Source organism: Algibacter sp. L4_22, assembly GCF_023473045.1.
Lineage (GTDB): Bacteria > Bacteroidota > Bacteroidia > Flavobacteriales > Flavobacteriaceae > Algibacter.
In genome coordinates this window covers 190,285-216,351 of record NZ_JAMCOK010000004.1, presented here as the reverse complement: position 1 = coordinate 216,351, position 26,067 = coordinate 190,285, and the positions used below count along the sequence as shown (strand labels likewise).

General features: G+C 31.1%; 23 protein-coding genes and 4 pseudogenes. 9 read left to right on the top strand and 18 right to left on the bottom strand.

Annotated features, from left to right (window positions below):
* Window positions 1-112: 112 nt before the first annotated feature.
* From fsa to M4I23_RS12565, 4 genes are all read right to left on the bottom strand, one after another.
* Entirely contained in the window at window positions 113-769 is a 657-nt protein-coding gene (gene fsa / locus M4I23_RS12580; RefSeq protein WP_249754621.1) for a fructose-6-phosphate aldolase, read from the bottom strand.
* Window positions 770-783: 14 nt separating this feature from the next.
* Window positions 784-2,808 (bottom strand): transketolase, encoded by a 2,025-nt coding sequence (locus M4I23_RS12575; RefSeq protein ID WP_249754620.1) that lies wholly within the window; start codon window positions 2,806-2,808, stop codon window positions 784-786.
* A gap of 97 nt (window positions 2,809-2,905) precedes the next feature.
* On the bottom strand, window positions 2,906-4,231 hold the full coding sequence (gene xylA, locus M4I23_RS12570; RefSeq protein WP_249754619.1) for a xylose isomerase: 1,326 nt from the start codon (window positions 4,229-4,231) through the stop codon (window positions 2,906-2,908).
* A 168-nt stretch (window positions 4,232-4,399) separates the two neighbouring features.
* On the bottom strand, window positions 4,400-5,884 hold the full coding sequence (locus tag M4I23_RS12565; protein ID WP_249754618.1) for a xylulokinase: 1,485 nt from the start codon (window positions 5,882-5,884) through the stop codon (window positions 4,400-4,402).
* Window positions 5,885-6,614: 730 nt separating this feature from the next.
* Between M4I23_RS12565 and M4I23_RS12560 the strand changes: the two genes are divergently transcribed.
* The 6 genes from M4I23_RS12560 (at window position 6,615) to M4I23_RS12535 (ending at window position 12,949) form a co-directional block, all read left to right on the top strand.
* Window positions 6,615-7,187 (top strand): RNA polymerase sigma factor, encoded by a 573-nt coding sequence (locus tag M4I23_RS12560; RefSeq protein ID WP_249754617.1) that lies wholly within the window; start codon window positions 6,615-6,617, stop codon window positions 7,185-7,187.
* 48 nt (window positions 7,188-7,235) lie between these two features.
* Window positions 7,236-7,676, top strand: coding sequence for a hypothetical protein (locus M4I23_RS12555; protein ID WP_249754616.1), 441 nt, complete (start codon window positions 7,236-7,238; stop codon window positions 7,674-7,676).
* 6 nt (window positions 7,677-7,682) lie between these two features.
* The gene (locus M4I23_RS12550; protein WP_249754615.1) at window positions 7,683-8,195 is read left to right on the top strand and encodes a Spy/CpxP family protein refolding chaperone; all 513 of its coding nucleotides are present in this window, start codon (window positions 7,683-7,685) and stop codon (window positions 8,193-8,195) included.
* A gap of 27 nt (window positions 8,196-8,222) precedes the next feature.
* Window positions 8,223-9,086: an EF-hand domain-containing protein gene (locus M4I23_RS12545; protein ID WP_249754614.1), complete on the top strand. Its 864-nt coding sequence runs from the start codon at window positions 8,223-8,225 to the stop codon at window positions 9,084-9,086.
* Window positions 9,087-9,142: 56 nt separating this feature from the next.
* Entirely contained in the window at window positions 9,143-9,931 is a 789-nt protein-coding gene (locus M4I23_RS12540) for a hypothetical protein (RefSeq protein ID WP_158850644.1), read from the top strand.
* Between the two features lie 318 nt (window positions 9,932-10,249).
* A complete protein-coding gene (locus M4I23_RS12535) occupies window positions 10,250-12,949 on the top strand; it encodes a phosphoenolpyruvate carboxylase (RefSeq protein WP_249754613.1) in 2,700 nt (899 codons plus the stop codon).
* Between the two features lie 563 nt (window positions 12,950-13,512).
* Here the strand turns inward: M4I23_RS12535 and M4I23_RS19860 are convergent.
* Window positions 13,513-13,800, bottom strand: coding sequence for a transposase (locus M4I23_RS19860; protein ID WP_306799994.1), 288 nt, complete (start codon window positions 13,798-13,800; stop codon window positions 13,513-13,515).
* A gap of 362 nt (window positions 13,801-14,162) precedes the next feature.
* Here M4I23_RS19860 and M4I23_RS12525 point away from each other — a divergent pair, with 362 nt between their 5' ends.
* Window positions 14,163-14,678 (top strand): hypothetical protein, encoded by a 516-nt coding sequence (locus tag M4I23_RS12525; protein WP_249754612.1) that lies wholly within the window; start codon window positions 14,163-14,165, stop codon window positions 14,676-14,678.
* Between the two features lie 152 nt (window positions 14,679-14,830).
* Here M4I23_RS12525 and M4I23_RS12520 read toward each other — a convergent pair.
* Window positions 14,831-14,938: pseudogene (locus M4I23_RS12520) on the bottom strand (transposase); the annotation flags it as partial.
* 304 nt (window positions 14,939-15,242) lie between these two features.
* Window positions 15,243-15,875, bottom strand: coding sequence for a DUF1266 domain-containing protein (locus M4I23_RS12515; RefSeq protein WP_249754611.1), 633 nt, complete (start codon window positions 15,873-15,875; stop codon window positions 15,243-15,245).
* A gap of 390 nt (window positions 15,876-16,265) precedes the next feature.
* Here M4I23_RS12515 and M4I23_RS12510 point away from each other — a divergent pair, with 390 nt between their 5' ends.
* Window positions 16,266-16,709 carry a hypothetical protein gene (locus M4I23_RS12510; RefSeq protein ID WP_249754610.1) on the top strand — a complete coding sequence of 148 codons (444 nt, stop codon included), beginning with the start codon at window positions 16,266-16,268 and terminating at the stop codon, window positions 16,707-16,709.
* A 107-nt stretch (window positions 16,710-16,816) separates the two neighbouring features.
* Here M4I23_RS12510 and M4I23_RS12505 read toward each other — a convergent pair.
* The 5 genes and pseudogenes from M4I23_RS12505 to M4I23_RS12485 all read right to left on the bottom strand — a co-directional run.
* Window positions 16,817-16,906: pseudogene (locus tag M4I23_RS12505) on the bottom strand (transposase); the annotation flags it as partial.
* A 172-nt stretch (window positions 16,907-17,078) separates the two neighbouring features.
* On the bottom strand, window positions 17,079-17,264 hold the full coding sequence (locus tag M4I23_RS12500; RefSeq protein ID WP_249754609.1) for a hypothetical protein: 186 nt from the start codon (window positions 17,262-17,264) through the stop codon (window positions 17,079-17,081).
* Between the two features lie 216 nt (window positions 17,265-17,480).
* Window positions 17,481-17,640: pseudogene (locus M4I23_RS12495) on the bottom strand (transposase); the annotation flags it as partial.
* 63 nt (window positions 17,641-17,703) lie between these two features.
* Entirely contained in the window at window positions 17,704-19,563 is a 1,860-nt protein-coding gene (locus tag M4I23_RS12490) for an arylsulfatase (protein ID WP_249754608.1), read from the bottom strand.
* A 377-nt stretch (window positions 19,564-19,940) separates the two neighbouring features.
* Complete coding sequence (locus M4I23_RS12485) at window positions 19,941-20,120, bottom strand: hypothetical protein (protein WP_158850650.1); 180 nt, start codon at window positions 20,118-20,120, stop codon at window positions 19,941-19,943.
* Window positions 20,121-20,166: 46 nt separating this feature from the next.
* On the opposite strand from M4I23_RS12485, the pseudogene M4I23_RS12480 reads away from it, so the two are divergent.
* A pseudogene (locus M4I23_RS12480) lies at window positions 20,167-20,352 on the top strand (transposase); the annotation flags it as partial.
* 87 nt (window positions 20,353-20,439) lie between these two features.
* On the opposite strand, the gene M4I23_RS12475 reads toward M4I23_RS12480, so the two are convergent.
* From M4I23_RS12475 to M4I23_RS12450, 6 genes are all read right to left on the bottom strand, one after another.
* A complete protein-coding gene (locus M4I23_RS12475) occupies window positions 20,440-20,613 on the bottom strand; it encodes a DUF4982 domain-containing protein (RefSeq protein WP_158850652.1) in 174 nt (57 codons plus the stop codon).
* 21 nt (window positions 20,614-20,634) lie between these two features.
* A complete protein-coding gene (locus M4I23_RS12470) occupies window positions 20,635-20,790 on the bottom strand; it encodes a hypothetical protein (RefSeq protein WP_158850654.1) in 156 nt (51 codons plus the stop codon).
* 12 nt (window positions 20,791-20,802) lie between these two features.
* Window positions 20,803-21,687 (bottom strand): ChaN family lipoprotein, encoded by an 885-nt coding sequence (locus tag M4I23_RS12465; RefSeq protein ID WP_249754607.1) that lies wholly within the window; start codon window positions 21,685-21,687, stop codon window positions 20,803-20,805.
* A 39-nt stretch (window positions 21,688-21,726) separates the two neighbouring features.
* Window positions 21,727-23,169, bottom strand: coding sequence for a pitrilysin family protein (locus tag M4I23_RS12460; protein ID WP_158850656.1), 1,443 nt, complete (start codon window positions 23,167-23,169; stop codon window positions 21,727-21,729).
* A gap of 9 nt (window positions 23,170-23,178) precedes the next feature.
* A complete protein-coding gene (locus tag M4I23_RS12455; RefSeq protein ID WP_249754606.1) occupies window positions 23,179-24,435 on the bottom strand; it encodes a pitrilysin family protein in 1,257 nt (418 codons plus the stop codon).
* A 110-nt stretch (window positions 24,436-24,545) separates the two neighbouring features.
* Window positions 24,546-25,943 (bottom strand): DUF6850 family outer membrane beta-barrel protein, encoded by a 1,398-nt coding sequence (locus M4I23_RS12450; protein ID WP_249754605.1) that lies wholly within the window; start codon window positions 25,941-25,943, stop codon window positions 24,546-24,548.
* Window positions 25,944-26,067: the final 124 nt, after the last annotated feature.

Sequence of the window (26,067 nt, the reverse complement as noted above, 5' to 3'; positions counted from 1 at the left end):
GTTGGTTAATCCCTTGTTGATTGTAAAAATTTCGGAGAATTAAATAAAATTCTCCGAAATCTACTTTACTTTTTATTCATTCTTTAAAAGTATATTTTATTTTTATTACATCCTACGCATTACCTTTTTTATAGTCTTCTAAAAATTTTGCCAAACCACTATCTGTTAAAGGATGTTTTAATAAACCAGTGATTGAAGACAAAGGTCCTGTCATAACATCACTACCGATTTTAGCACAATTAATAACATGCATGGTGTTTCTTACTGATGCCGATAAAATTTGTGTTTCAAATCCGTAATTGTCATAAATTAACCTTATTTCGCTAATTAAGTTTAATCCATCTGTAGAAATATCATCTAAACGTCCTAAAAAAGGCGATACATATGTTGCACCTGCTTTTGCTGCTAACAAAGCTTGTCCAGCCGAAAAGACTAAAGTGACATTTGTTCTAATTCCTTTATCCGAAAAATATTTGCAAGCTTTTACACCGTCTGCTATCATTGGTAACTTGACTACGATTTGAGGATGCAGAGCAGCTAAAGCCTCTCCTTCTTTTACCATGCCTTCATAATCGGTTGCAATAACCTCTGCTGAGACGTCTCCTTCAACAATATTACAAATATCTACATAATGCTTTAAAATATTTTCAGCTCCTGTTATGCCTTCTTTTGCCATTAATGATGGGTTTGTTGTTACACCATCTAAAACACCTAAAGCTTGAGCTTCTGCTATATCACTTAAATTTGCTGTGTCAATAAAAAATTTCATTTTTTCTAATTTTATTATTTTAATAATTCTGTAACTTGTTTAAAAACGTTCTCTCCTGTAAATCCGAATTTCTCATCTAATACAGTGGCTGGTGCCGAATATCCAAAATGCTCCAAACCAAAAACTTTTCCGTTGTTACCAACTAATCCTTCTAAATTAACCGGTAAACCCGCTGTTAATCCAAATTTAGGTTTACTGATTGGAATAATACTTTCCTGATATGCTTTTGATTGCAATCTAAAAACACCTTCCGAAGGAACAGATACTACTTTCGCTTTTATGTTTTCCCTTTCCTTTAATAACTTAGCACCTTCAATTAAAGTGGCAACCTCTGAACCATTAGCTATTAAAACGACATCTGGATTTTCAACCTCTAAAACGGTATAACCTCCTTTTTTAGCTTTTAATGCTTGGTCGTATCTTGAAGTTGTTGCTGGAAGATCTTTTATCCCTTGGCGCGATAAAATCAATCCTGTTGGAGTTTTATCATTTTCCATCGCCATTTTCCAAGCCACATTTGTTTCTGCAGAATCTGCAGGACGTAATGCCGTAAAAGAAGGATTTCCACTATGATTTTTCAATTTCTCTAACAACCTAATTTGAGCTTCTTGTTCCACGGGTTGATGTGTTGGACCATCTTCACCTACTCTAAAAGCATCGTGTGTCCAAACATATTTTACAGGTAATTCTTGAATGGCACTCATTCTAATAGCTGGTTTCATATAATCTGAAAACACAAAAAATGTGGCAACTACTGGAATAACACCACCATGTAAAGCTATACCATTTGCAATGGCAGCCATTGTTAATTCAGCAACTCCTGCTTGTAAAAATGCTCCTGAAAAATCGTTCTTTTGTATAGCATGTGTATGCTTTAAAAACCCATCGGTTTTATCTGAGTTAGATAAATCGGCTGAAGACACAATCATATTCTCTACATTTTGCGCTAAATATCCTAATACATTTGCTGAAGCAGCCCTTGTCGCCAATCCTGGTTTGTTCACTACAGATTCAAAATCCAATTTAGGTAATTTTCCTGCTAAAAAACCATCTAATTTAATTGATAATTCAGTGTTTGATGCTCTCCAAGTTGCTATTTCTTCTTTTTTTACTGCTGCTGCTGCTTTTTTATTTTCTAAAAGTGTTGCGTAAAAAGCTTCAACATCCGTGTATTTCCCAAAAGAATCATTTACATCTGCCCCTAAGTTTTTTAAAGTTTCCTTAAAATCGGCTCCTGTATGCCCAATGGGTTGTCCGTGTAATTCACAATGACCTTCCCACATAGCACCTGTTTCGGTAACACAACCTTTACCCATAATTGTTTTACCAATTATTAAGGTTGGTTTGTCTTGCTCGTTATTAGCATCTTTTAAAGCTTTTCTAATTTCATCATGATTGTGACCATCAATAGTAACCACTTTCCACCCCCAAGCTTCGTATTTTTTTGCAGTATCTTCTGAAGTAACTTCTTCTGTCATTGTAGACAATTGCACATCATTCGCATCATAAAACATGATAAAATTGTTTAAGCCTAAATGCCCAGCAATTCGTCCTGCACCTTGAGAAATTTCTTCTTGAACGCCTCCATCTGAAATAAATCCGTAAACTTTATGATTCATCCAAGAGCCAAAACGCGCCCCTAAAAACTTTGCGGCAATAGCTGCTCCAACGCCCATGGTATGCCCCTGACCTAAAGGCCCTGACGTATTTTCAATACCTCTTTCAACATCAACCTCTGGATGGCCTGGAGTTACTGATCCCCATTGTCTGAAATTTTTTAAATCTTCTTTTTTATAATTACCCAATAAATAATATTGCGCATATAATAATGTGGATAGATGCCCCGCGTCCATAAAGAAACGATCTCTAAATGGCCAAGCCATATCACTAGGGTCAAAATTTAGAAATTCTGAATATAAAATATGCATAAAGTCAGCGCCTCCCATTGGCCCACCTGGATGTCCAGAATTTGCCTGCTCAACCATTGAAATGGCTAATGCTCTGATATTATCTGCTGCTCTTAAATTAATGTCATTCATGTTTTGTTATTTATAAAATATTATAATTTACCTTGAATTAATTGTATAATAAATTATGATAGAAAAATTTCACTAATTTTACCACAATCTATTCGTTTTAAATATATTGATTAATGATGTTTTCGAACAATTCTTGTTTACCACTCTGTAATTTCAATTCGCCGTTCTCTTGAGCAATCTTATATAAATCTTGAAGATTTAATTTCCCTCTTTCAAAATCTTTTCCTTTACCAGCATCAAAACTACTGTAACGTGCTGTTCTTAATTTATCGTAAGCTGAAGAAGTAATAATTTTGTCAGCAGTCAATAACGCTCTTGCAAATGTATCTGCTCCACCAATATGGGCATGGAATACATCTTCCATATCTGTTGAGTTTCTTCTTATTTTAGCATCGAAATTAACACCACCACCTTGTAAACCACCAGATTTTAAGAAAACTAACATGGCCTCTGTAGTTTCTTGAATGTTATTTGGGAACTGATCGGTATCCCATCCGTTTTGGTAATCACCTCTATTAGCATCTAAGCTACCTAACATGCCTGCTTTAGCCGCGGTTTCAATTTCATGCTGAAACGTGTGTTGTGCTAATGTGGCATGATTTACTTCAATATTAATTTTGAAATCTTTATCTAAACCATATTCTTTTAAGAATCCAATAGCGGTTGCAGAATCGAAATCGTACTGGTGTTTTGATGGCTCCATAGGTTTAGGCTCTATAAAGAAATTCCCCTTAAACCCTTGCGCTCTAGCATAATCTCTACACATAGTTAAAAACTGCCCCATGTGGTCTAACTCTCGCCCCATGTCGGTATTTAACAACGACATATAACCTTCTCGACCTCCCCAAAACACATAGTTTTCTCCACCTAACTTTATGGTGGCATCTATAGCTAATTTAACTTGGCCACCTGCTCTAGCAACCACATCGAAATCTGGATTGGTAGAAGCGCCATTCATGTAACGTGGGTTTGAAAAACAGTTGGCTGTTCCCCATAATAATTTAGCACCACTTTCTGCTTGCTTTCCTTTTATATAATCGGTAATGGTTGCTAATCTTTGTTCCGATTCAGTAAAGGTTTTTCCTTCTTGTATTAAATCGAAATCGTGAAAACAAAAATAATCAAAGCCCATTTTACTTATAAATTCGAAGGCGGCATCTGCTTTATCTTTTGCCGCTTGAATAGGGTCTGAAGATTGATCCCATGGAAAATTTTGAGTTCCTGGACCAAATGGGTCTGAACCTTGTCCACAGAACGTATGCCAATACGCTATTGAAAACTTAAAATGATCGCGCATTGTTTTTCCTGCTACTACTTGGTCTGGATTGTAGTATTTAAATGCTAATGGATTATCTGACTCTTTGCCTTCAAATTTAATATCACCTATTCCTTTAAAGTACTCTTTGTTTCCTATTATTGCCATAATTTTTATGTTTACTTGTTAATTTTTAGTTACTATTTGCGTTAGGGATTGAGCAATTTGTTTGAGCTCTTTTTTGTTGTGAGAAGACCTTTTGACTACGCCCAATGTAACATAACAAAAAAGGCGAGTTGTGAAAGCCCGACCATTTTGGTAACGCCCAAATCTTTATTATTTATTTAATATAAGTTCTAATTCATTTTTCCAATTTTGGTAAGCTTTTAAATATGGCTCCTTGTCTTTGAAAGGCATAAAGGTCATAACGTGGTCATTATCCATTATGGATTTACCAAAATCATCAAAATCACCTTTGTGTAAACCTGCTGCTCTTGCTGCCCCGATAGCTCCCGTAGTATTATAAATTTCTATTTCTTGCCCTATTAATGTTGCTACGGTATTTGCAAATATCTCCGAACGGAACAAATTGTCGTTTCCTGCACGAATCACTTTAGCTTTGATACCATCGGATTTCAATATCTCCATACCAAATACAAAGGAAAAGGCGATACCTTCTAGCGCAGCACGACACATATGGCCTTTATGATGGTTATTTAAATTCAAATTAACTATTCTGGTGCCTACTTCTTTATTATTTAGCATGCGTTCTGCACCATTACCAAATGGAATTAAACACACGCCATCAGATCCCACTGGAATTTCTAAAGCCAATGTATTCATAGCTTCATAAGAATTTACTTCCAAATTATTCAGTAACCATCTATACTGAATGCCTGCCCCGTTTATGCATAATAATTTACCTATCCGAGGTGGTTGTCCTTTTTGGTAATTGACATGTGCAAAATTGTTAACTCTTGAGCTTTCTTTAACAGACAAGCTGTCGGTCACGGCATACACGACGCCTGATGTACCACCTGTTGCCGCAACTTCGCCTGGGTTAAAAACATTTAAAGACAAGGCGTTGTTTGGCTGATCTCCTGCTCTATAATAAATGGGAGTTCCTGCTGCAATACCACTTTCTATTTCCCCTTTTTTATCGACCACAGATTGCAATCCAAAAGTTTCCACAATATCCGGAACCAAGGCTTTATCTAGGCCGTAATGTTCTAGTAGAAAATCTGCAACTGAATCTTTTTTGAAATCCCAAAATATCCCTTCGGATAAGCCTGATATAGTCGTATTTATAACATTAGAAAATCTATAAGCTAGATAATCACCCGGCAACATAAATTTATATATGCGCTTATATATTTCTGGCTCATTTTCTTTTACCCATTTCAATTTTGAGGCTGTAAAATTGGATGGTGAGTTTAATAGGTTTTCAGCACATGTATCTTCCCCGATTTCCGAAAAAGCAGTATGTCCTATTTCTACGGCTCTACTATCGCACCAAATTATACTTTTTCGAAGTGGATTTCCTTGCTTATCAATAAGCACCAAACCGTGCATTTGATAAGAAATACCAATACCTTTAATTTGAGTTCTTGTTATATTGTGTTGCTTTTTTAATTTTGTAATGGCTTTACATGCATGATACCACCAATCTTCTGGTTTCTGTTCTGCCCAGCCATTCTTTTCGGCGAACATACTCATCTCTTCTTTGGGCTCTTGTACCACACCTAAACTTTTGCCGTTTGAAATTTGAACTAACGCCACTTTAATTGACGAACTCCCTATGTCTAATCCTAAATAATACAATCGATCGCGTATTAAAAAACTGGATTATTCCAGTTTATATTTTTTAATATAATATTTGTTTTTTTTGGGAATCTTAGCTTAATTTTATTATCTTAAATATCTGTACATCTGTATTAATAATTAGATAACTTTAATTGCTATAAAGACTGGGATAAAATTACATTTAAAGCAAAAACAGACTTGTAACAAAACAAACATTTTATATCACAAATGGTGCAAAAAAAATGTTTTTACACCATTATCATCTTATAATTTTATTTTTGGTTTTAAACTTAATCTTACATTAAACAATTAATAAATTATAGCTGTTTTTCTTCAACAAAACTTTAACGGTCAAACTTAAATTTATTAAGTTTAATGCACTTTTCTATAATTTATAGAAAGTTCTATAGTTGCGGATAAAGAATTTAAATTCTTCATCAAATTGGGGATAAATAATAATTATTTGTCGAATTTTAAGGTGTCCTAAAAAAGGGAAGCCTACAAGATCACTCCAAAAAAGCAGCAAAAAAATGCAATTAAATTGTACAACCAAATAAGATTACATTTACCTTTAGACTATAAAACACCAAATCATGGTATATCAATTATCAGCGTAAAACCAATTTTAACCGCTAGCCATATTTCAGGACAAAACAGTTAAAAAAAACGAATATTATATAATTTATAAAAAAACTCAAAAGTTTACAATTTTATTTGTGTCTAACCAATATAAATGATGTAACAATAAATGACAGATGAAGAATTAATTTCAGGAATAATAGACGGAAATCAACTGTATTTCAAAATAATAGTTGACAAGTACCAATCTCTTGTTTTAAATACTTGCTTTCATTTTACACATAACAAAAATGATGCGGAAGATATTACGCAAGAAGTATTTATTAAAGTATTTGAATCCATAAAAAAATTCAACTATCAATCAAAATTATCAACTTGGTTGTACAGAATAGCCGTTAACAAATCACTCAATTTTATTAGAGACAATAAAAAAAGAAATATTTTTAAAAGTATTGAAAACTTATTTAATAAAAACACTAAATACGAGCAACAAATAGAAGAGCCAACTTCAATAATAGAAGAAGAATCTAACCCTATTAAAGTACAAAGGCTAAACATATTAAGAAATTCAATACAATTACTTCCCGAAAATCAAAAAACTGCTTTTATTCTTCATAAATATGAAGAGGTTCCTTATCAAGAAATAGCCGTAATTATGAATGTTTCATTGGCTTCAGTAGAAGGACTTATTCATAGAGCTAAAATAAATGTTCAAAAAAATATTTTAAATAAAATAAAATAAAGCAAAAGTTTATTCCATAAACAGTGTCTAATAAGTAAAAGCAACACAATGAAAACTCAATTATCAAATAATATATTATTGAAATTCTTTAACAAAGAACTTTCCGCTCAAGAAATGACTCGTGTAGGTAGTATTATAAATAATTCAGATAATTATAAGAGCATAGTAAATGAGTTAAAAGTGACATATAGTTTAACCAATGGAAAGGAAAAACTAGAAGATAATCCATATTTATATATGGAAATCATGAATGAAATCACTGAAAATAAAAGCCAAAAAAGTATTTATAACTCATACTTTGGAAAAAGACTTATTCAACCAATTATAGCAATATCTTTAGTTATACTAACGCTATATTCGGGTTATAATATTGTTAATATAAACAACGAAACAAATAATAAATTTTCTACTTTTAGTAACAAATCAGAAATTTATTTCAATGATTTACAGCTTGAGAAAATTGAAACCATTTTATTAAAAAAAGAATAAAAATAAATGGAAAAAAACACAAAAATATTAACAGGAATAATAGTTCTTTTAACACTACTTAACCTTGCAATAGTAGGAACTATTTTATATAATAAAAGAGGCGTTACGAATTATACGGTACAAGATAACCAGGAACTAGTAATGCCTACCAATCACTTAGGTCGTTTTTTTAGGGAAGCATTAAATCTCTCAAATAAACAACATAGAGCATTTCAGAAAATTAGGCATCAGTATCATGAAAATTCTGATATCATTATTGAAAAAATGGATAAGAATAGAAATGATTTATTAACAGAGTTAGGTAAAGAAAAATCAGATACTATAACTCTTAATAAATTATCAAAAGATTTAGGTTCTCTGCATACTGAATTAAAAAATTTAACCATCCAATATTACCTTAATATGAAAGAAAGTTGTAATGAAAAGCAAAAGGTGAAATTATTTCAAACGTTTAAAGCAATGGTTAATTCAAACGATATTATTTCAATGCCAGAAGAAAAAAATTATAAAAACAATTAGAAAAAAATCATTTAAATAGATAATAAAATGAAAACAACAAAAATTATCACATTAGCATCCTTGGTAACAATATTGTTATTTAGTATCAATTCTTATTCACAAGGTGGTAGAATGGCTAAAGGAATGCAAAACCGAGCTTCTTTTGAAACTTTTGATCTTGATGGAGACGGACAAATTACAGCTTCAGAATTTGAAAAAGTAAGAGAGCAAAGACAAAATGAAAATGCTAAAAATGGTGGTATGATGAGAAACAAATCTACTTCACCATCTTTTGAGACTATTGATTTAAATAGTGACGGTAAACTATCTAAAGATGAATTTGCAAAAAACCAAGCAAATATGATTAATAACAGATCAAATACAAAAAACGGACAAGGAATGACTGGTAGAATGCAAAACCGAGCTTCTTTTGAAACTTTTGATCTTGATGGAGATGGACAAATTACAGCTTCAGAATTTGAAAAAGTAAGAGCACAAAGACAAACTGAAAACGCTAAAAATGGTGGTATGATGAAAAACAAAGCTAGTGCTCCATCGTTTGAAAGTATTGATTTAAATAGTGACGGTAAACTATCTAAAGATGAATTTGCAAAAAACCAAGCAAATATGATTAATAACAGATCAAATACACAAAATGGACAAGGTATGACTGGTAGAATGCAAAACCGAGCTTCTTTTGAAACTTTTGATCTTGATGAAGATGGACAAATTACAGCTTCAGAATTTGAAAAAGTAAGAGCACAAAGACAAACTGAAAATGCTAAAAAAGGTGGTATGATGAGAAACAAAGCTAGTGCTCCATCGTTTGAAAGTATTGATTTGGATAAGGATGGTGTAATTTCACCTTCAGAATTTGCAAAAAATCAAGCAAATAAATTTAAAAATAAATAATTAAAATATCAGGTGTTTTTACTAGCACCTGATATCTTTTCACAAAAAAAAAGAAGATGATAGATTTAATAAAAATAGTATCAATTGCTATAATAGTAAGTATCTTTTTTACTTCGTGTAATAATAGCCAAACAAAAAAAACACAAAATATTGCAATATCCCAACAAGACCTTAAAAACACAAAAGGTTATAAACTTATGGAGAACAAGTGTTACATCTGTCATTTGGAAGTACCCGACCCTGCCAAAATGAACCAAATGATTGCACCTCCAATGTTGCGTATTAAAGAACATTATTCACCAAATTATCAAAATAAAGAAGACTTTATAAAAGCAATTACCAATATTGTAAATAACCCATCTGAAGAAAATACTTTAATGCCTGGGGCTATTAAAAAATTCAACTTAATGCCTAAATTAATTTATAATGAGGATGAGTTAAAATTAATTGCTGAAACAATTTATAAATACGATTTTGGTAATGCTCCAAAAATGAGAATGCAAATGATGGGAGGATTACAATTAAATAATGGAAATAGATGGAAATTAAAATCTGAAACTATTAAAATATTAGATAGCATCACAAACAGTTTACACAGCTTTAAATCTAATGATATTAAGGATTACAACCAATTTGGAAAAGATTTATTTGAACAAGCTAAGTTTATAATGTTAGATAAATCTTATACAGGTGACAAATTTGAACAAATACATAATTTTTTCAATGGTGTAGAAAGTGATATGCATTCATTAATTGAAGAAAAATCAATTAAAAATGCTCAAGCTTTAATTGAAAATATGAAAACAAAATTTAATAATGTTTACAATTACTTTGAAGTCGAATAACCTACTACCAACAAGCTTGTTTTGTACTCGAAAAATGGTAAATTGTTGATGAATTAAAACAAAAATAGTTTGAATGTATAAATAAAGTCAACCTATTTCAATATAATACACTTTTGTTCTTTCTGACTTTTATTTAATTTAATAGAAATCAAATCTAAGATGTATAAAATTTATTGCAAGGTAAAGACTCGTTTTTTATAAATAGTTTTCCTTATGGTTATCGTTTTTTTTGCTATATTGGTTCTTTCAAAACACAGTAAACATTACACAAGTTCCTTTCTCTGCTAAGAGCAATTCAATAAAAAACAGGATTTTAACATGAATAAAAACAATACATTTCAAAAGATTATTAAAGATCGAAACTTTATTATTTATTGTTATGTTGAAATGCTTTCACGAATTAATGAGAATGAAGTAGTTGAACTTATAAAAAACAATAGTTTTTCAGAAATAGACAATGGAAAACTCTCAAGCGATAAGATTATTCAATCCTTGAGTATTTATTTTCAGTTAATGACTATGGTTGAGGAAAATGCGGCTACGCAATACCGCAGAAAAATGGAAAATCAAGAAGAAATTTATTCTATTAGAGGTAGTTGGGCAGAAGCTTTTAAACTTTGGAAAGACCAAGGAATTACAGAAAAAGAAATGCTACAATCAATTTCAGATACCCACGTCATTCCTGTTCTAACTGCCCACCCAACCGAGGCGAAACGTGTTACCGTAATTGAAATTCATAGAGAATTATATTTACTTTTAGTAAAAAGAGAGAATACTTCGTTAAGTAAACTTGAACAAAATAGTATAGAAGAAAACATCATAAACCTTTTAGAGAGATGGTGGAGAACAGGTGAAATATATCTTGAAAAACCACATATTGAAGATGAACGAGCTAATATTATATATTATTTTACCCGAATTTTCCCTGCTGTACTAGAAAGAAGCGATGAACAAATGAAAGGATCTTGGATTGAAGTAGGGCTAAACCCAGATAAAATAAAAAATCCTGATGTTTTCCCTAAAATTAATTTTGGAAATTGGGTAGGTGGAGATAGAGACGGACACCCATTTGTAACTCCAAGTATCACAAAAGAAACTTTAGAATTGTTGCGAAAAAATGCGCTTTCACTTATTAAGAAGCAATTGATTAACGCTGCAATAAAATTTTCGGTATCCGCCATCACGAATCCTGTTCCGTACAAGCTGTCAGAAATTATTAAAAACAAATCTAAAGCATTAGGGCTACAAGGAGAAAAAGTACTTAAAAGAAACCCTTATGAACCTTGTAGACAATATATTAATTTACTAATTGTTAAATTAGAAAACACCATTTCTAACAATTTTGCAGATTCTAATTCGTATTACAAATCCAGTAAAGATCTTAAAGAAGATCTTAAATTTTTCAGAGATATTCTTATTGAAAATGGGATGAAAGGTTTGGCAGAAGATTTACTATTCTCTTTGGAGAGAGCAGTAAGTTGTTTTGGCTTTCATTTGGCTTGGTTAGATATAAGACAAAACAGTACATTTCACGACAAAGCTATTTCGCAAATTTTAAAAGCCACAGGTGAAAAAGATTTTGATTTTGAACATTGGAATGAAGAAAAACGAGTAACCTACTTGAACAAACTTTTAGAGAACCACTCTACTATTACCGATATAACAGTTCATTATGGTATAGAAGCGGATAATGTTTTGGATTGTTACCGCGTTATTCGTAATCATATCAACCAATACGGTTCAGAAGGTATCGGTTCATTTATTATCAGTATGACCCGAAAACTTAGTGATTTACTAGCTGTTTACTTCTTGATGAAAGAAACACAGCTGTTAAACACATCTATCAAAGTTGTTCCTCTTTTTGAAACTATTGAGGACTTACATAATGGCCCTGGCATTTTAGACAAGTTTTTACAACATCCCACAACCCTACTTAGAGCTTCAAAAATAGATCATCAGCAAGAAGTTATGCTCGGCTATAGTGATAGCAATAAAGACGGCGGAACTATTGCGAGTAAGTGGAATTTGTATAAAGCGGAACAAAAACTCTCTGAAATTGCGGTGAAAAACAATTTCAGTATATATTTCTTTCATGGCGCAGGTGGAACGATTAGTAGAGGCGGCGGAAAATATCATCGCTTTTTAGAAAGCATGCCTACAAATACGGTAAACGGAACTATAAAAATCACTGTTCAAGGAGAAACGATTGCCCAGTTATTCGGGAATCCCCTTACAGCGACCTACAACCTTAATGCTTTGGCTTCTGGAGTAGCAAAACAAACTATTTTAGACAAACAAAATGTAGACTCTAATAAATTTCCAATTGAAATAATGGACTACTTGTCTAAAAAATCATTTGAGCATTACCGAGATTTAATAGAAACCCCGGGTTTTATCAACTTCTATGGTAAAGCAACTTGTATTGATGTTTTGGAAAAAAGTAAAATAGGCTCAAGACCAGCCAGACGAACAGGAACAAGATCCCTTGATGATCTTAGAGCTATCCCTTGGGTGTTTAGCTGGAATCTTTCTCGAATTACCATAACAGGATGGTATGGACTTGGAAACGCCTTAAAATCTTTAAAAACAGAAAAACCTGAGGCATTTGAAAACTTGAAGACAAGTATAAACAATTGGCCATTCCTTAAGTTTTTAGTGATACAAACCGAAACCAATCTAATACTTTCTAATAAAGAAATGATGGATTTGTATGCTGATTTAGATGAAATTACTGATGAACGAGAAGTATTCATGTCCAAAATCTTAACAGATTATGATAATTGTTTCAGTTTAATAGAAGACCTTTTTGAAGAGCCAGCAACTATTCGAAGAAAAGGTCAATACGATAACATTCTATGGCGAGATGAAAAACTAAAAGTCTTACATCATTTACACATTGATTACATAAAACAATGGCGAGCAATAGAAGGTGAAAGTAGTACCGAAAAAGAGCAGATCCTCACCAAATTATTAAGCATTATAAATTCTTTATCTAGTGGATTGAAAAATACAGGGTAGAATTTTTTACAGTGAATAAAATAATTGATACATAGCAAAAAACATTATATATCTGTTAACCCTTTCTATCGTTAGCACCACTGCGCATACATTTTTTTTTAAAATTAAATCCTAACAAAAAACTCTGTAATAATAACCTTGACATATTCATTAATTATATTGGACAATTTTAAAACTTACATAGATTCGTAAATCTATCTAGGTAATCAATTGCAAACAAAAGTATCTTTTTGCACTAGCATTTAAAATGTGATTGTTTTATAATGACTCGTCTTTATATTGAAAAAACATATAATTTATATAAAAAAAGAGATTATTTTATTCTCATTTAACAATAAAAAAAAATTACTTCATCAAAATTTCACTAATAATAGTGAACACAAAACCGAATACGTTTTGGAACACGATTTAAAATACAGCAGTTTTTAAATAATGGATTATCAGTTATTTACTGATTTTATGAATTCTTAATACTATATGATCGTCTGCAAAATTCTTAGCGCTACTATATTTCCAATCTATAGTTTTCTAACAAAACCACAAACAACAGGGTTATTATCGATTTAGTCTATTTTTTGTTTTATTACAGCAGTACTCCGTAACTCAATAGGTTTGTTATTGTGTTGCCAAAATTGATGTTTTGAGATATTACCTTTTTCTTTTCCAGCTTTTTTAAACATCCATAATAACCATTCTTTTCTACTTTCGGCAGGATTTTCTTCAATCGTTTTTAATATTCTTTTAGATGTATATTTTTTAAAACCTCTCAATAGACTCATTAGGTCTTCCTTAGAATCTCTAAAAACAAAATGCACATGGTTAGGCATAAAGCAATATGTAAATATTTCCATGCCTTTTTCTTTTCTACAATAGTCTATACTTTATACTAGAATATTAAAATATTCTTGCCTTGTAAATACATCTGTCTAATATACTGCGGCAAACGAAACAAAATATGTGGCTGTTAGATTATAAAATTTATGCTTTCTACTCATATCTTAAAAACACAAAAAGCTACCTAATTGAATAGATAGCTTGTCTCATTTTTTTTTGTAGAACTTAATCGGCATGGCACTCGTTACAAACAAGTGCTAGCGAGGAATAATAGTTCGTTTAATAAAATGTTACTTTTAAAACAGTTTTTATTATATTTATGAAATACTTTTTGATTCTATCATTAAACGTGAAAAACAATATTTAAAACTCAAATAAAATGAAAAAAGGGATACAGTTACTAGGAATGTTATCATTAGTATTATTCGTTTCTTGCTCAGGAAGTGATGGAAGAGATGGACTAGATGGTGAAGTTATAGTTGGTAGCACATATGAAATTGACAATATAGATTTCTCTGCAAGCAGCAATGTAGTTCGTTTTACTTTTCCTCAAGAAATTGTAAATGGAGACGCTGTTCTAGTCTATAGACTTGAAGAAATTGTTGATGATTTAGATGTTTGGGAACCTTTACCTACTGCTACCATATTTTTTGATGGCGGCGGATATCTTCAATACCGTTTTAATTACACAATAGGTGATGTAGATATTATTGTTGAAAGTGATGACCTAACTTTAGCAGATGATGAATTTATGCTGAACCAAATTTTTAGAATTGTTGTTATGCCTTCAAATTTGGTTAGCACTATGGATACATCAGATATTAATAATGTGATATATAAATTAGGACTAAATAACGATGAAATTCAAATAATTGATATGAGTATTCAGAATTAAATATTATAAATCTTAAACACAAGGCTCCATTAGATACTCTTCTAATGGATCTTTTTATTTATAGGTACTTGTACATTTATCAAAATTTTAACGACAGATTAATTCTGTGCTACTTAAATTAGGGTAAAAGAAAATTTAAAAAAACTATGATTAAGAATATTAAAATATTCTTGTCTAGTAAATACATCTATCCAATATACAGTAGCAAAAGAAACAAAATAGGTACCTGTTGGATTCTTAAACTTGTATTTTCTACTCATTATTTAAAAATACAAAAGCTATCTAAAATTTTAATGTTGTTTATTTTTGTTATTAAGATATAGGGCATTCGTTACAAAAGAGTGTTAGCGGGGGTAAATATGCGTTGCTTCATGAAATAAAAAATTTTTAATATGCACTTCTGCTATTATAGGTTTTTAAGAAAATATTTTAAATACTACTTTGAAATCCCGCTTATGTATTAAGTTTTATTTAGGCCTAAAATAGAAAAACTATAAAGTATTGCCTTATTAAAGCATCCTTTATAGTTTTTTAGAGTAATATATACTTACCTAAGGTTAAGTACTATTTATTTAGTTGCAACGGTAATATTTTATAAACAGATTTTTCTGCCTTAAAGATATTCTTTGATAATTCTTCAAATGCTTTTTTATCATTATCCTCAGGGTTCCAATCTTCTCTTCCTAAGTTAAAATCGGTATAGTATGCTTCCCAACTAGCATACTTTTGGCGGGCTAACTCTAATGTTTTTAGGCCTATTTCTTTAACTTCTTCCTTATTTAAATATCCAGATGCATACCCCATACAAGCATTATTAATTATTCGTGCATAGTCCCACGATTTATATTTATAATCTCTAGTTTGTAAATCTGTAATAGATTCTAATAAGGTCGATTTATTTGTTATATCCCACATGCTTCTTAACATACGTTGAGCACCAGATTTATCGGTTCTTTCAAAAGGAAATTCATATAATTCTTTATATCCTGCTACAATATCTTCGTCTGTTTTATAATCACTTAGCATATTATTCACTTCAGCTATGCCTCCATAACCATTTGTAAAATAGATACCACCCAACATAAAACTACTTAAAGTTTCATCTTGTAATGGCTTTTTATCGGTTTTAGATCCACAAGAGATTCCTACAACTGCAACTAACATTAAGGCAATACTTTTCAGTTTTAAAATTTTCATTTTTTAATAGTTTATTAACGGTTTATTTCTTACAAATAACGTTAAATTTTACGTCATATCACGTTATTAATCGGCTAATTAATCACTAAATATTTAGAATCATCAGGTATTTCGTCGAAAAAAATGATCTTCAATAAAATAAAATAAAATAAAATACAACTTCCCTTTTTCTAAAACTAAAACCCCTCAAAACTACAAATTATTGATATACAATATTTTAAAAACAAAAAAACTACTTTTAAAGAAATCCATTTTTTTTACACACCTATTGTTGGTTGATATAACAGATTACTCTCTCATCAGGATAAAGATTTTATTACATATATTAGCTCCTGTAAGTTTTTAGAATCACTATAAATATTCAACATAAATTAATAATTAAATATAAATATGATGAGTTTTAAATTACCCGTTTTTTTAGTTTTATTTGTTTTTTACAGCCAATTAAGTATGGCCAAAGCCCGTATTCCAATTCCATATGGTACAGAAGAAAAAATAATAAAACTTGTTGAATTACCCGATACGGAAGATTTTCAATTAGAAGACGGTACCTATTTTGATATAGGAAGTAGATATGTAAAAAGCCATATACTGTGGTTATCTTATAGTAATACAGAGCCTGTAATTGTTGGTTATGCTAACGATGGCGAAAGCTATTTAGATATTACACCAGAGCAATTAACCGAAATTGCTAAAATGGCTAATGTAGAAATACCTACAGAAGGTAGTGTTTCCTTTTTTGATAAAATTGTAGGTAAGATTCTTTTAGGGATTTTAGTACTAATAATTTTATACGGTTTATATAGTAAATATATTAAAAAAGAAGAGGATTAAATTTCAATCTAAACTCTTGTAAAGTATATCACTGCAAGACCTTTAATATACAGCGCAATTCTATCTAGGATTGCGCTTTTTTTATTCTATATATTGATGTTTAACTTTCGTCTTGTAAGTACATCTACCCAATATACTGTTGCAAACGAAACAAAATATGCTGCTGTTGGATTATGAAATTTATACTTTCTACTCATACCTTAAAAATACAAAAGCTACCTAAATGAATAGATAGCTTTTATTTTTAATGCTTTTGTAGTACTTACTCCGTACGGCACTCGTTACAAACGAGCGCTAGCGGGGGTTGTATTCTTGGCTTACTTATATTCTTTACTCGTTACAAATTAGTTGTAGTTAAAAAATCTGATTTTATTCTAAAAAAGTATCATTTTCTCTATAATACTGAATAGCTTTTATAAAATCTTTAATACTTGAGTCTTCTTTTTTTTCTTTTTGAACTATCAAAATATCTTCAAAAGTAGCTGTATCAAAAAATGATTTAACATTTTCATTAACGAAACATTCAGGTATCATACCATTGTTTACTTCAATCATATTTTGATCTTTTGCTTCTTTGCTTGATATTACAAAAAAAACGACTTATTTAAATTATCTGATTTCTCAATATATATTCTTCCTGGTATTGGAAGAATATTTATTTTTTCAATTAATTCATCAATATTTTTATACTTATCCATTATTATTATTTTATCTACATGATGTTCTTCCACCCCTGCTAGCGCTCGTTTGCAACGAGTGCCCGCAAAACTAAGCAAATAACGCCATCCCTTTTTCTTTTCTGCAATAGTCTACACTTTCTACTAGAATATTAAAAATACTCTTGCCTTGTAAATACATCTACCCAATATACTGTGGCGAACGAAACAAAATAAGCTGCTGTTGGATTATGAAATTTATACTTTCTACGCATACCTTAAAAATACAAAAAGCTACCTAAATGAATAGATAGCTTTTTGTGGTACATGATGATTTCCTAATTCACTCTTTCTACATCAACATAAAACGCATTACAAGGCGTTCCATCTTCCATATCAAAATAGGCTACTAATTCAGTTTCACCTTCGGCAACTTCCATTTCAAGTACGGCCGCTTCAAGATTATTATCGACATCAACATCTACTATATTATCACCAATTTTCACATAAGCTTTAGAAAATTTCATAGATTTTCCATCGACAATAGCTTCAGTATGTGAGGTTGCTGGTTTTCCATCCTTTATTTCTGCACCAAGTGCTAATCCACTTTCTGATGGCCATCTTCTTAAATGAAATTTATACTTTCCTCCCTTAACAAAGTTTACGGTAAACGGCGCTGGTTCCATTGGTTTTCCTGCACGAATCATTTGTTGATTCCATGGTGGATAATAATCGATGGTTCTCGCATCATGACAAGTAAGCACATCCATATCGTTTACACCTAAATCTATGACAGAGAATCTGGTTTCTTTAATTACATCGGCCCACCAAGTTTCGTAGAACGCATTCATTTCGGCTACTTTTTCTGGGTGCGCATCCGCAACATTATTTTTTTGACCTGGATCTTCATTAATATTATAGAGTTCTTTCCCTTTTATTAAGCGCCAATTATCATCCATTACACAACTGTTTTTCCCTTTTACTGGCCAAGGAACACGTTGAGTATCTGTAACTAAATAACGTTTTGGAGCATCTTCTTTCCCTAAAAGATACGCACTTAAATCTGTGCCATCCATAGTTTTAGCAGGTTCAAATTTTTGTCCGGTAAGTGCTGTTAACGTTGGTAACATATCTACATGTGCCGCCAAACTGTTTAAGGATTTTCCTCCTGTTAAACCGCCATCTGGCCATCTAACAATGAAAGGTACACGGTGTCCACCTTCGTACTCACTACCCTTTACACCACGCATACCTGCATTATAACCTAATAGTTTATTTGTTTCTTCATCTATACTATAACCTCTAGCCGTTCCATTATCTGTAGTGAAGACAATAATGGTATTATCCGCTATACCAAGAGTTTCTAATTTATTCAATAATTTAGAGAAGTTATCATCTATATTAGAAATCATGCCATAAAAACGCTTTTGCTTTTCGCTAATTGCTGTTTCATCTTTATACATATTATAATATTCTTCTGGAACATTATATGGTCCGTGTGGTGCATTCAAACTTAAATAACAAAAAAATGGCTCGTCCTTTTTGGCTTCAATAAAACTCATAGCTTCATCAAACCAAACATCTGTACAATAGCCTTCTTTTTTTTCAGGAATGCCGTTTCTATAATACGAATCATCAAAATAATCATTATCCCAATAATCTGGCGTCTGCCCTATACCACCACCACCATGGTAAAAGGCTTCATCAAAACCTCTTTCATATGGATGAAAAGGGTGATTATCTCCTAAATGCCACTTACCAAACATTCCTGTTTTGTAACCGTTATCATGAAATACGTTCCCCATAGTGACTTCTTCGCGATTCAATATAGATGCGCCCATAATAGTATGCCAAACCCCATTTCTATTACAATTTCTACCTGTAAGAAGGCCTGCTCTCGTTGGCGCACAAGTAGTTCCCACATGGTAATTTGTTAAACTTACAGCTTCGGTTGCAAATTTATCAATGGTTGGTGTTTTAATAATTGGATTTCCCGTATGTCCTAAATCTCCGTACCCTTGGTCGTCAGTGATTACAAATACAATGTTGGGTTTACTGCTTTTAACTTCTATTTTCTCCTCTTTTTCTTTACAGGAAAAAAGGATAAATGGCATAATCAAAAACAAGATATAAGATAGCCTTTTATAGCTCTTAATTTTATCTGTTTTTTGAAATTCATAAAAATGTGTTTGCTTCATAATAGGTATTTATTTAATAAGGTTTGTTCTCTGTTTTTATCTTAAAATTTTAAGTTGAATTATTTAATCACAATTAGAATCCATAGTAACATCATTATACAATTATATTCTCCTATATCATACTAACTCCGGTATGACAACAAAAAACCAATTCAACTATTTATCGCTCATCCATTTTAATTGAGGCCAACTTTTTGCGCCTTCATTTTCTTTTACTACCTCTTTTATAATTCTCTCATTCAAAATAATTTGTGCTAATTATCTTTTATATTGTTCAATTAATTTAGTCTCTTTACTTTCTAAATTATTTATCTCCCCAATATCGGTTTTTAAGTTGTATAATTGAAATTTAGGTAAGGTTTTAACAGCTAGTATATTTACTTTTTATTTGTCATACCCATTTTTGATACATCAAGCTGTGGAATACTTATCTTAATAGCAGAGCTAACATCTTTAAAAGAAAAATTACCAACTGCAAGATCTACAAACATAGGATTAGCGAAAAGGCTTACCTCCTCTTTCCCTAAAACACGCACCTTAGCAAAGTATTCATCCATCCTGGAATTACGACATTAGACTAGACGCAAAGTTGAGAGAATTTGTTTGTTAGTTATTAATTTAGCAATTATTAGAAATAAACCGAAACATTGCACATTAGAATTTAAGTAAAAAGCTGTAGAATTAAGTTATGCTAAGCAAGTCTGTGAAGACTTAGATATCTTTCCATCTGTGCTTTATCACTGGCGAAAAGAATCACAAGATTATGGTAATAATAGTTTTCCATATCGAGAAAAGGCAGGTTTTCCAGCAATTTTAACTTCTTTCGTAGCTACAACTTCATTATTTTTATAGGATATTGCTTTTAAGGTTCCTAGTTTATAAATTACATACCAATACTTGGTACTCTACATCGTTTATGTTATTGGTTGTCACTCCAAGAGATTTTCCATCTTGAAATAATTCTACACGATTTCCATTGGTGTACGTATAAACGGTTACTTTTTTTTCTTCTTGACCTTCTAAACTCCAATGAGGAAAAATATGTGCCATCGGTTTTTCTGTCCATTGAGATTAATAGAAACAATAGCCATTTTTTGGAAAACCACATAAATCAATTGGAGCAAAAAATGATGAACGTGCTAGCCATCCATAAGGAATTACTTCTTCAAAATAATCGCTTCCAATGCAAATAAACTGTCCTAAAACAGAACTAATTACTCCTCTCAAGCTTGTATAAAACTATTGTTTTGTTTGCGTCATATTATCAACAACGACAATAATATAATTGGCTATTGTTGTTTTTTCTTCGTCTGTCATTACATCCCATTCCGATTGTGTAACTGTGCTGATAGATTTTAATGTTAAACCAGGTTTTATTTTATTAACCCACCAAATAATACCTTGACCATAATTTGAATGGTAAGATCCTTGGAAGTGAAGTAACAAATTTCCTTTAGTAAAGTTTTTAAGAGAAAAATGCGCCATAGTTGCATCTTTAGCAGCCTGAGCCGTTTGAATATTTAACATATTTGGCGGTATATGCCCTCCCATATTATCTGCCATTTCTGCATAAGCTTTTACGGTAGGGTCAAAATATTTTTCTAGATCTGGACCTATTAAAGCTAATGCCTCTGGACTCAATTCTTTTAATGCACTTATTCCTTTTTTATTCAACACAGATGCATAACGCCTTGGAATGTTGGTAGCAATAAAACGTAAGTTGTTATTTTTTGCAAAATCGACCAAAGGTTTGTAATCAGTTTTATAATTACCCCACATTTGAGTCATTTCTAGTATCATTTTATTTTCCGGATACAGCCCTTGTAAATATTCATTTAAAACCAACTGATTACCACTCTCTAACATTTCCGCACCAAAAAACAATGAATCTTTTTTGATATCAAACAAACTCTTGCTTACTTCTAGTTGTAACCAATGCGAAATAGGATTTGTATGGTATTCACCAAAAAACACCATATCGCTATTAGCAAGATCGACTATCATATCTCCATAATCAGCATGTTTTCCACTATCATTAAATAACTGATAAGCCGGCTTATTTTGTGCCTTTATATTACTGGTTAAGACTAATAATAAGATGAAAATTATTTTAAAATGTTTCATATTTTGCTTCTTGTTTTGTTTTAAGTTTAAGACTATAATTTAATTGATCATTTGCCCGTTTTCATCAAAATAAATAACATCACCAAATTTTTCTAGCGCCCCTTTTAATTCTGATATTTTACCTTTTATTACTATTACACATTTAAAAGGATCTATATATTTTTGAGACATAGCCATAATATCGTCGGTATTTATACTATAAAACTTCTCGACTTTAGTTTGCAAGTAATTATCGGGTAAATTGTATAAATCTTTTTGCATGGCAAATGTAATGTATGGAATAGGAGCAATAGGGTTTAAAGACCGTGTGTACTCACCTATTAAACTGTTTTTAGCTATTTTTAAATCTGAAGCACTCACCTTGCCGTTGCGTAACCTCAGCATTTCTAAAATAATATTTTCTATTGCATAAGCGGTTTGGTTGTTTCTAACACTAGTGTAAACAGAGCCTTGTCCGCCGTTGGCAGAACTACCTACCGAAGACCTAATAAAGTAACAAAGACCCTTTTCTTCTCGTAAATTTTTATATAAATATGATAATTGACTTTCCCCAAAAATTTCATTCAAAACCTGTAGTTTTATATCGTCATCAAAATAGGTGTATGCGTCTTCTAAATTCCATCTAAAAGAAATCTCAGATTGCACCGCATTTGGAACATCTTTTACTATTACTTTTCGACGTTTAATAGTTGTTGTTTTTTTAGTAATAGGTTTTTCTCTTCTATAAAAAACTCCAGATTTCCATGCCCCGAAATAGCGATTCATTAGTGTAGTACATTCTTTTTCGGTAAAATCACCAATAATAACAACTAATGCATTATTTGATACTATTCTGTCCCTTTTATAGTTTTCAACATCGCTAATTGCTAAACCGTTGTATTCTGGTTTTACAGTAGGTGTTGTTTTAGCACTTTGCTTTATAGCTCCAAAAAGTAAAGAATCTATAACCGCCTCAATAGAAAACGTTTTTAAAACATTTTCATTCTGAGATTTATGCTTTCGCTTTGTTAACTCTGCTTCTTTTTTTTCTTTAATTATCTCGGCAGTAATTACAGGGTTTAACAAAGCATCAACATACATATCTAGTAATTGTTCCACATCCTTTTTCATCCCTTTAATTGTGCCTCCATACATATTTGTATTCAGCATTGCTCCTTGGCTACGGATAATAGAATCTATTTCTCCCTTTGGATACTTTTTAGATAATTTACTAGAGTAAGCTGCGTTTAAAACATTTTTTTCCGCCAATTTGGTTTCTTCATTATAACCTGGCAATTCTATATTTACGGAAATTGTAAATTTTGGATAATTTTTTACTGGCGCTAAATAAACACGAAGGCCATTATTAAGTTTAATTGGAATTAATTTCCCCACATTTAAACTTTCGGGTTCATCTGCTTTAGGAGGGAAAGAACGGTCTACTTGAGCCATACTTACAACATGACTACAAAGGATAAAAATAAATATATAAAAAGTTTTCATTTTGATTAACTATTCTGGGTGATAAACAATAACAACACGATTAGATTTATCTAAATATTTTTTAGCAACCCGCTGAATATCATAGACAGTTATTTTATTTAAATGGTTTATAAGATTTCTAATATCGGATGTGTTTTTATGTAAATGATAATAGTTAGTTACTTTGTCTGCAAAGGTTTCTGCATGATAAAAATAATCTACAAAAGCCGATTCAAATTGCCTTTTCACTTGTTTTAATACAGCCGGATCTACCGTTGTGTTTTTCAATAAATTTAATTGAGCTTCAACTTTATCGAGCAAGTATTGCTCACTATTTGCATTTTTAACACTAGCGTTAACACGAAATGTACTTGTTTTTTCCCAAAAATCTGCAGATGCATTTATTCTTTTTATAATTGTATCTTCTTGTACTTTTAATTTATCTTCAAAATAAGAGTAATTAGAATTACCAGACAAAAGCGCTGTAAAAACCTGTACTACAAGAGCATCTGGATCGCTTTGAGGCATTAAAGGATACCCTATTAAAATAGACTCATCTGTTAAACCTTTAACATATATTTCCGTACGTTTTTCTAATCCTGATAGCCTATCAAATTTATGAGGTCTCTTTATTTTTTTACCTTTCGGAATATCTTTAAAATAAAGATTAACCCATTTTTTAGTCTCTTCAATATCAATATTACCCGAAACCACTAAACATGCATTATTAGGAATATAATAAGTTTTAAAAAACGCATCAAAATCTGCCTTAGAAGCTGTGTTTAAATCCTCCATTGAGCCAATCATATTATGCCCATAGGTGTTGTAAGAATAGAGTTTTGACATCATATCAAAATAAGAATTTCCAAGTGGCTTATTATCATAGCGCATACGCCTTTCTTCTTTTACAATCTCTCGTTCTCGGTTAATTCCCTCTTGCGTAATTACGGGATGTAACATTCTTTCAGATTCTACCCAAAGCCCTAGTTTAAACTCGTGCGCTGGTAATAATTGATAGTAATATGTTACATCGTAATTGGTATATGCATTACAGTATCCGCCAGCATTTAAAATGATGTTCTCTAATTTTCCTTGAGGTATGTTTTTTGTTCCATGAAATAAAAGATGTTCATAAAAGTGAGCATAACCCGTATGTTTTACAGATTCATTTTTAGAACCTACATGATATTTAGTACCAACAATTACATTAGGTTCATTTACATCTTTATGAAGAATAACATGTAAACCGTTAGCCAAATCGTATTCTTCAAAATGAATATTATTCATCTTTTGGCTCCATGTAAATGGTGAGACAAGAAAAATAATTAAAATAATTAACGCCTTCATTTTTTAGTTTTAGAAAATATTAAATAAACAGAATTATGATAATAGAAGGATTAAAAATATAATTTTAGCCCTGCCACTAAACTTAAATAATCTTCGTTTTTAGAAAAATAACTTACCTCACTACTTGATAAACTGGTTGCTTTTAAATAATCTCCAGTTATAGAAAACTCTAATTTATTATTGTGTTTAAGAGCAAAATCTACTCCTATTTTGGTATTAACATTAAACGTATCAATATCTGTATAATTAGCGACCTTATTACCTATCCAGTCTACAAAAATATTATTTGCAGCAAAGGGATCGTGTTCCATATCTAATACCAAATGATATAAAACCCCCAGATCTGTAAAAAACGCTGCTTTTTGAGAAAGCTTTTTATTTATCCCTAAAGATATCTCTGGCTCCAAATACTGATAATCAAACTGGTAAGCATAATTCAAATCCAATTGCTTTTTATTATAATAATTTACGCCTATACTTAACTTATTTAAAAACTGATTATAAAATAAAATATTCCCTTCAGTTTTAACACGATAACTTGTGCTCGTAAAATTTTGATTATAGTAAGCTCCATTTTCATCCCATACTTTTGCTTTTCCTTTTAAGTACTCTGCATTTAAACTCAATGCTACAAGCTTATTTGTTTTATAACTATTGTAGTAAATATTTAACCGTTCTCTAAAAAAATTATATTTAGTTAACTCATCATTTTCTTCTACTCTAACAATATTTTTATCTATCCAACGCTCTAGTCCGTAACCAGTAGAACTTTCTATTGACAAATCTGAATTATTATGTTTAAAAAGCCATTGTAATTGTAAGTTTGGTATACTTCGTTTACTTTCAAAACCATTATCAATATTTTTAATGTAAGACCCTAACCCCGTATTTAAATAGTAATTAGCAGTAGCTTCTGTATTGTTTTCAGGAAATTTATTACCAAGTTCAGAATCTGTTTTAAAAAACTCATTGCTTAAAGCTAAACTCAATATGTGCTTTTGGTTTAGTTTATAGCTTAACGCTACCTTAGCTAAAATTTTTAATGCCGTTAGCTCGTTTCTAGTATCTGTTTTTCTAAAATAAAAGTTGGTATCATAATTTAAATACCCACCTAAAGTTAGTTTAGAGTTAATGCTATTAGCGCCACTAACTTCAAAATTATAGTTTTGATGGTTCCATAACCCTGTGGTTTCTTGAAAAAAATAATAAGGAGATCCATACTCCTTTATTCCATAAGTTAGATTATTTTCCACCTCTTCTTTTCGAGAGTTTAGGTATTCCAAGCCACCATATAGAATCCAATTAGTGTTTTCTAAAGGAGCTAAAGATGCTGTTTCCACATACAAACCGTTTTGTTTTTTATATTCTTGTGGATGCCTTAATGCGCCTTCTGAATACAAATATTTTCCTTCTCCATAAGAAAACTTACCAAGGTTTGCTTGATTCAATAATGAAGGTATTTGAAAATATCGATTTTCAAACAATTTAAATTGAAAATCCCTCTCAGCAGCAGATAAATTGCTTACGTTCTCTATTGTTTGTGAAAAAGCACTTAACACACAAAAAAACAAA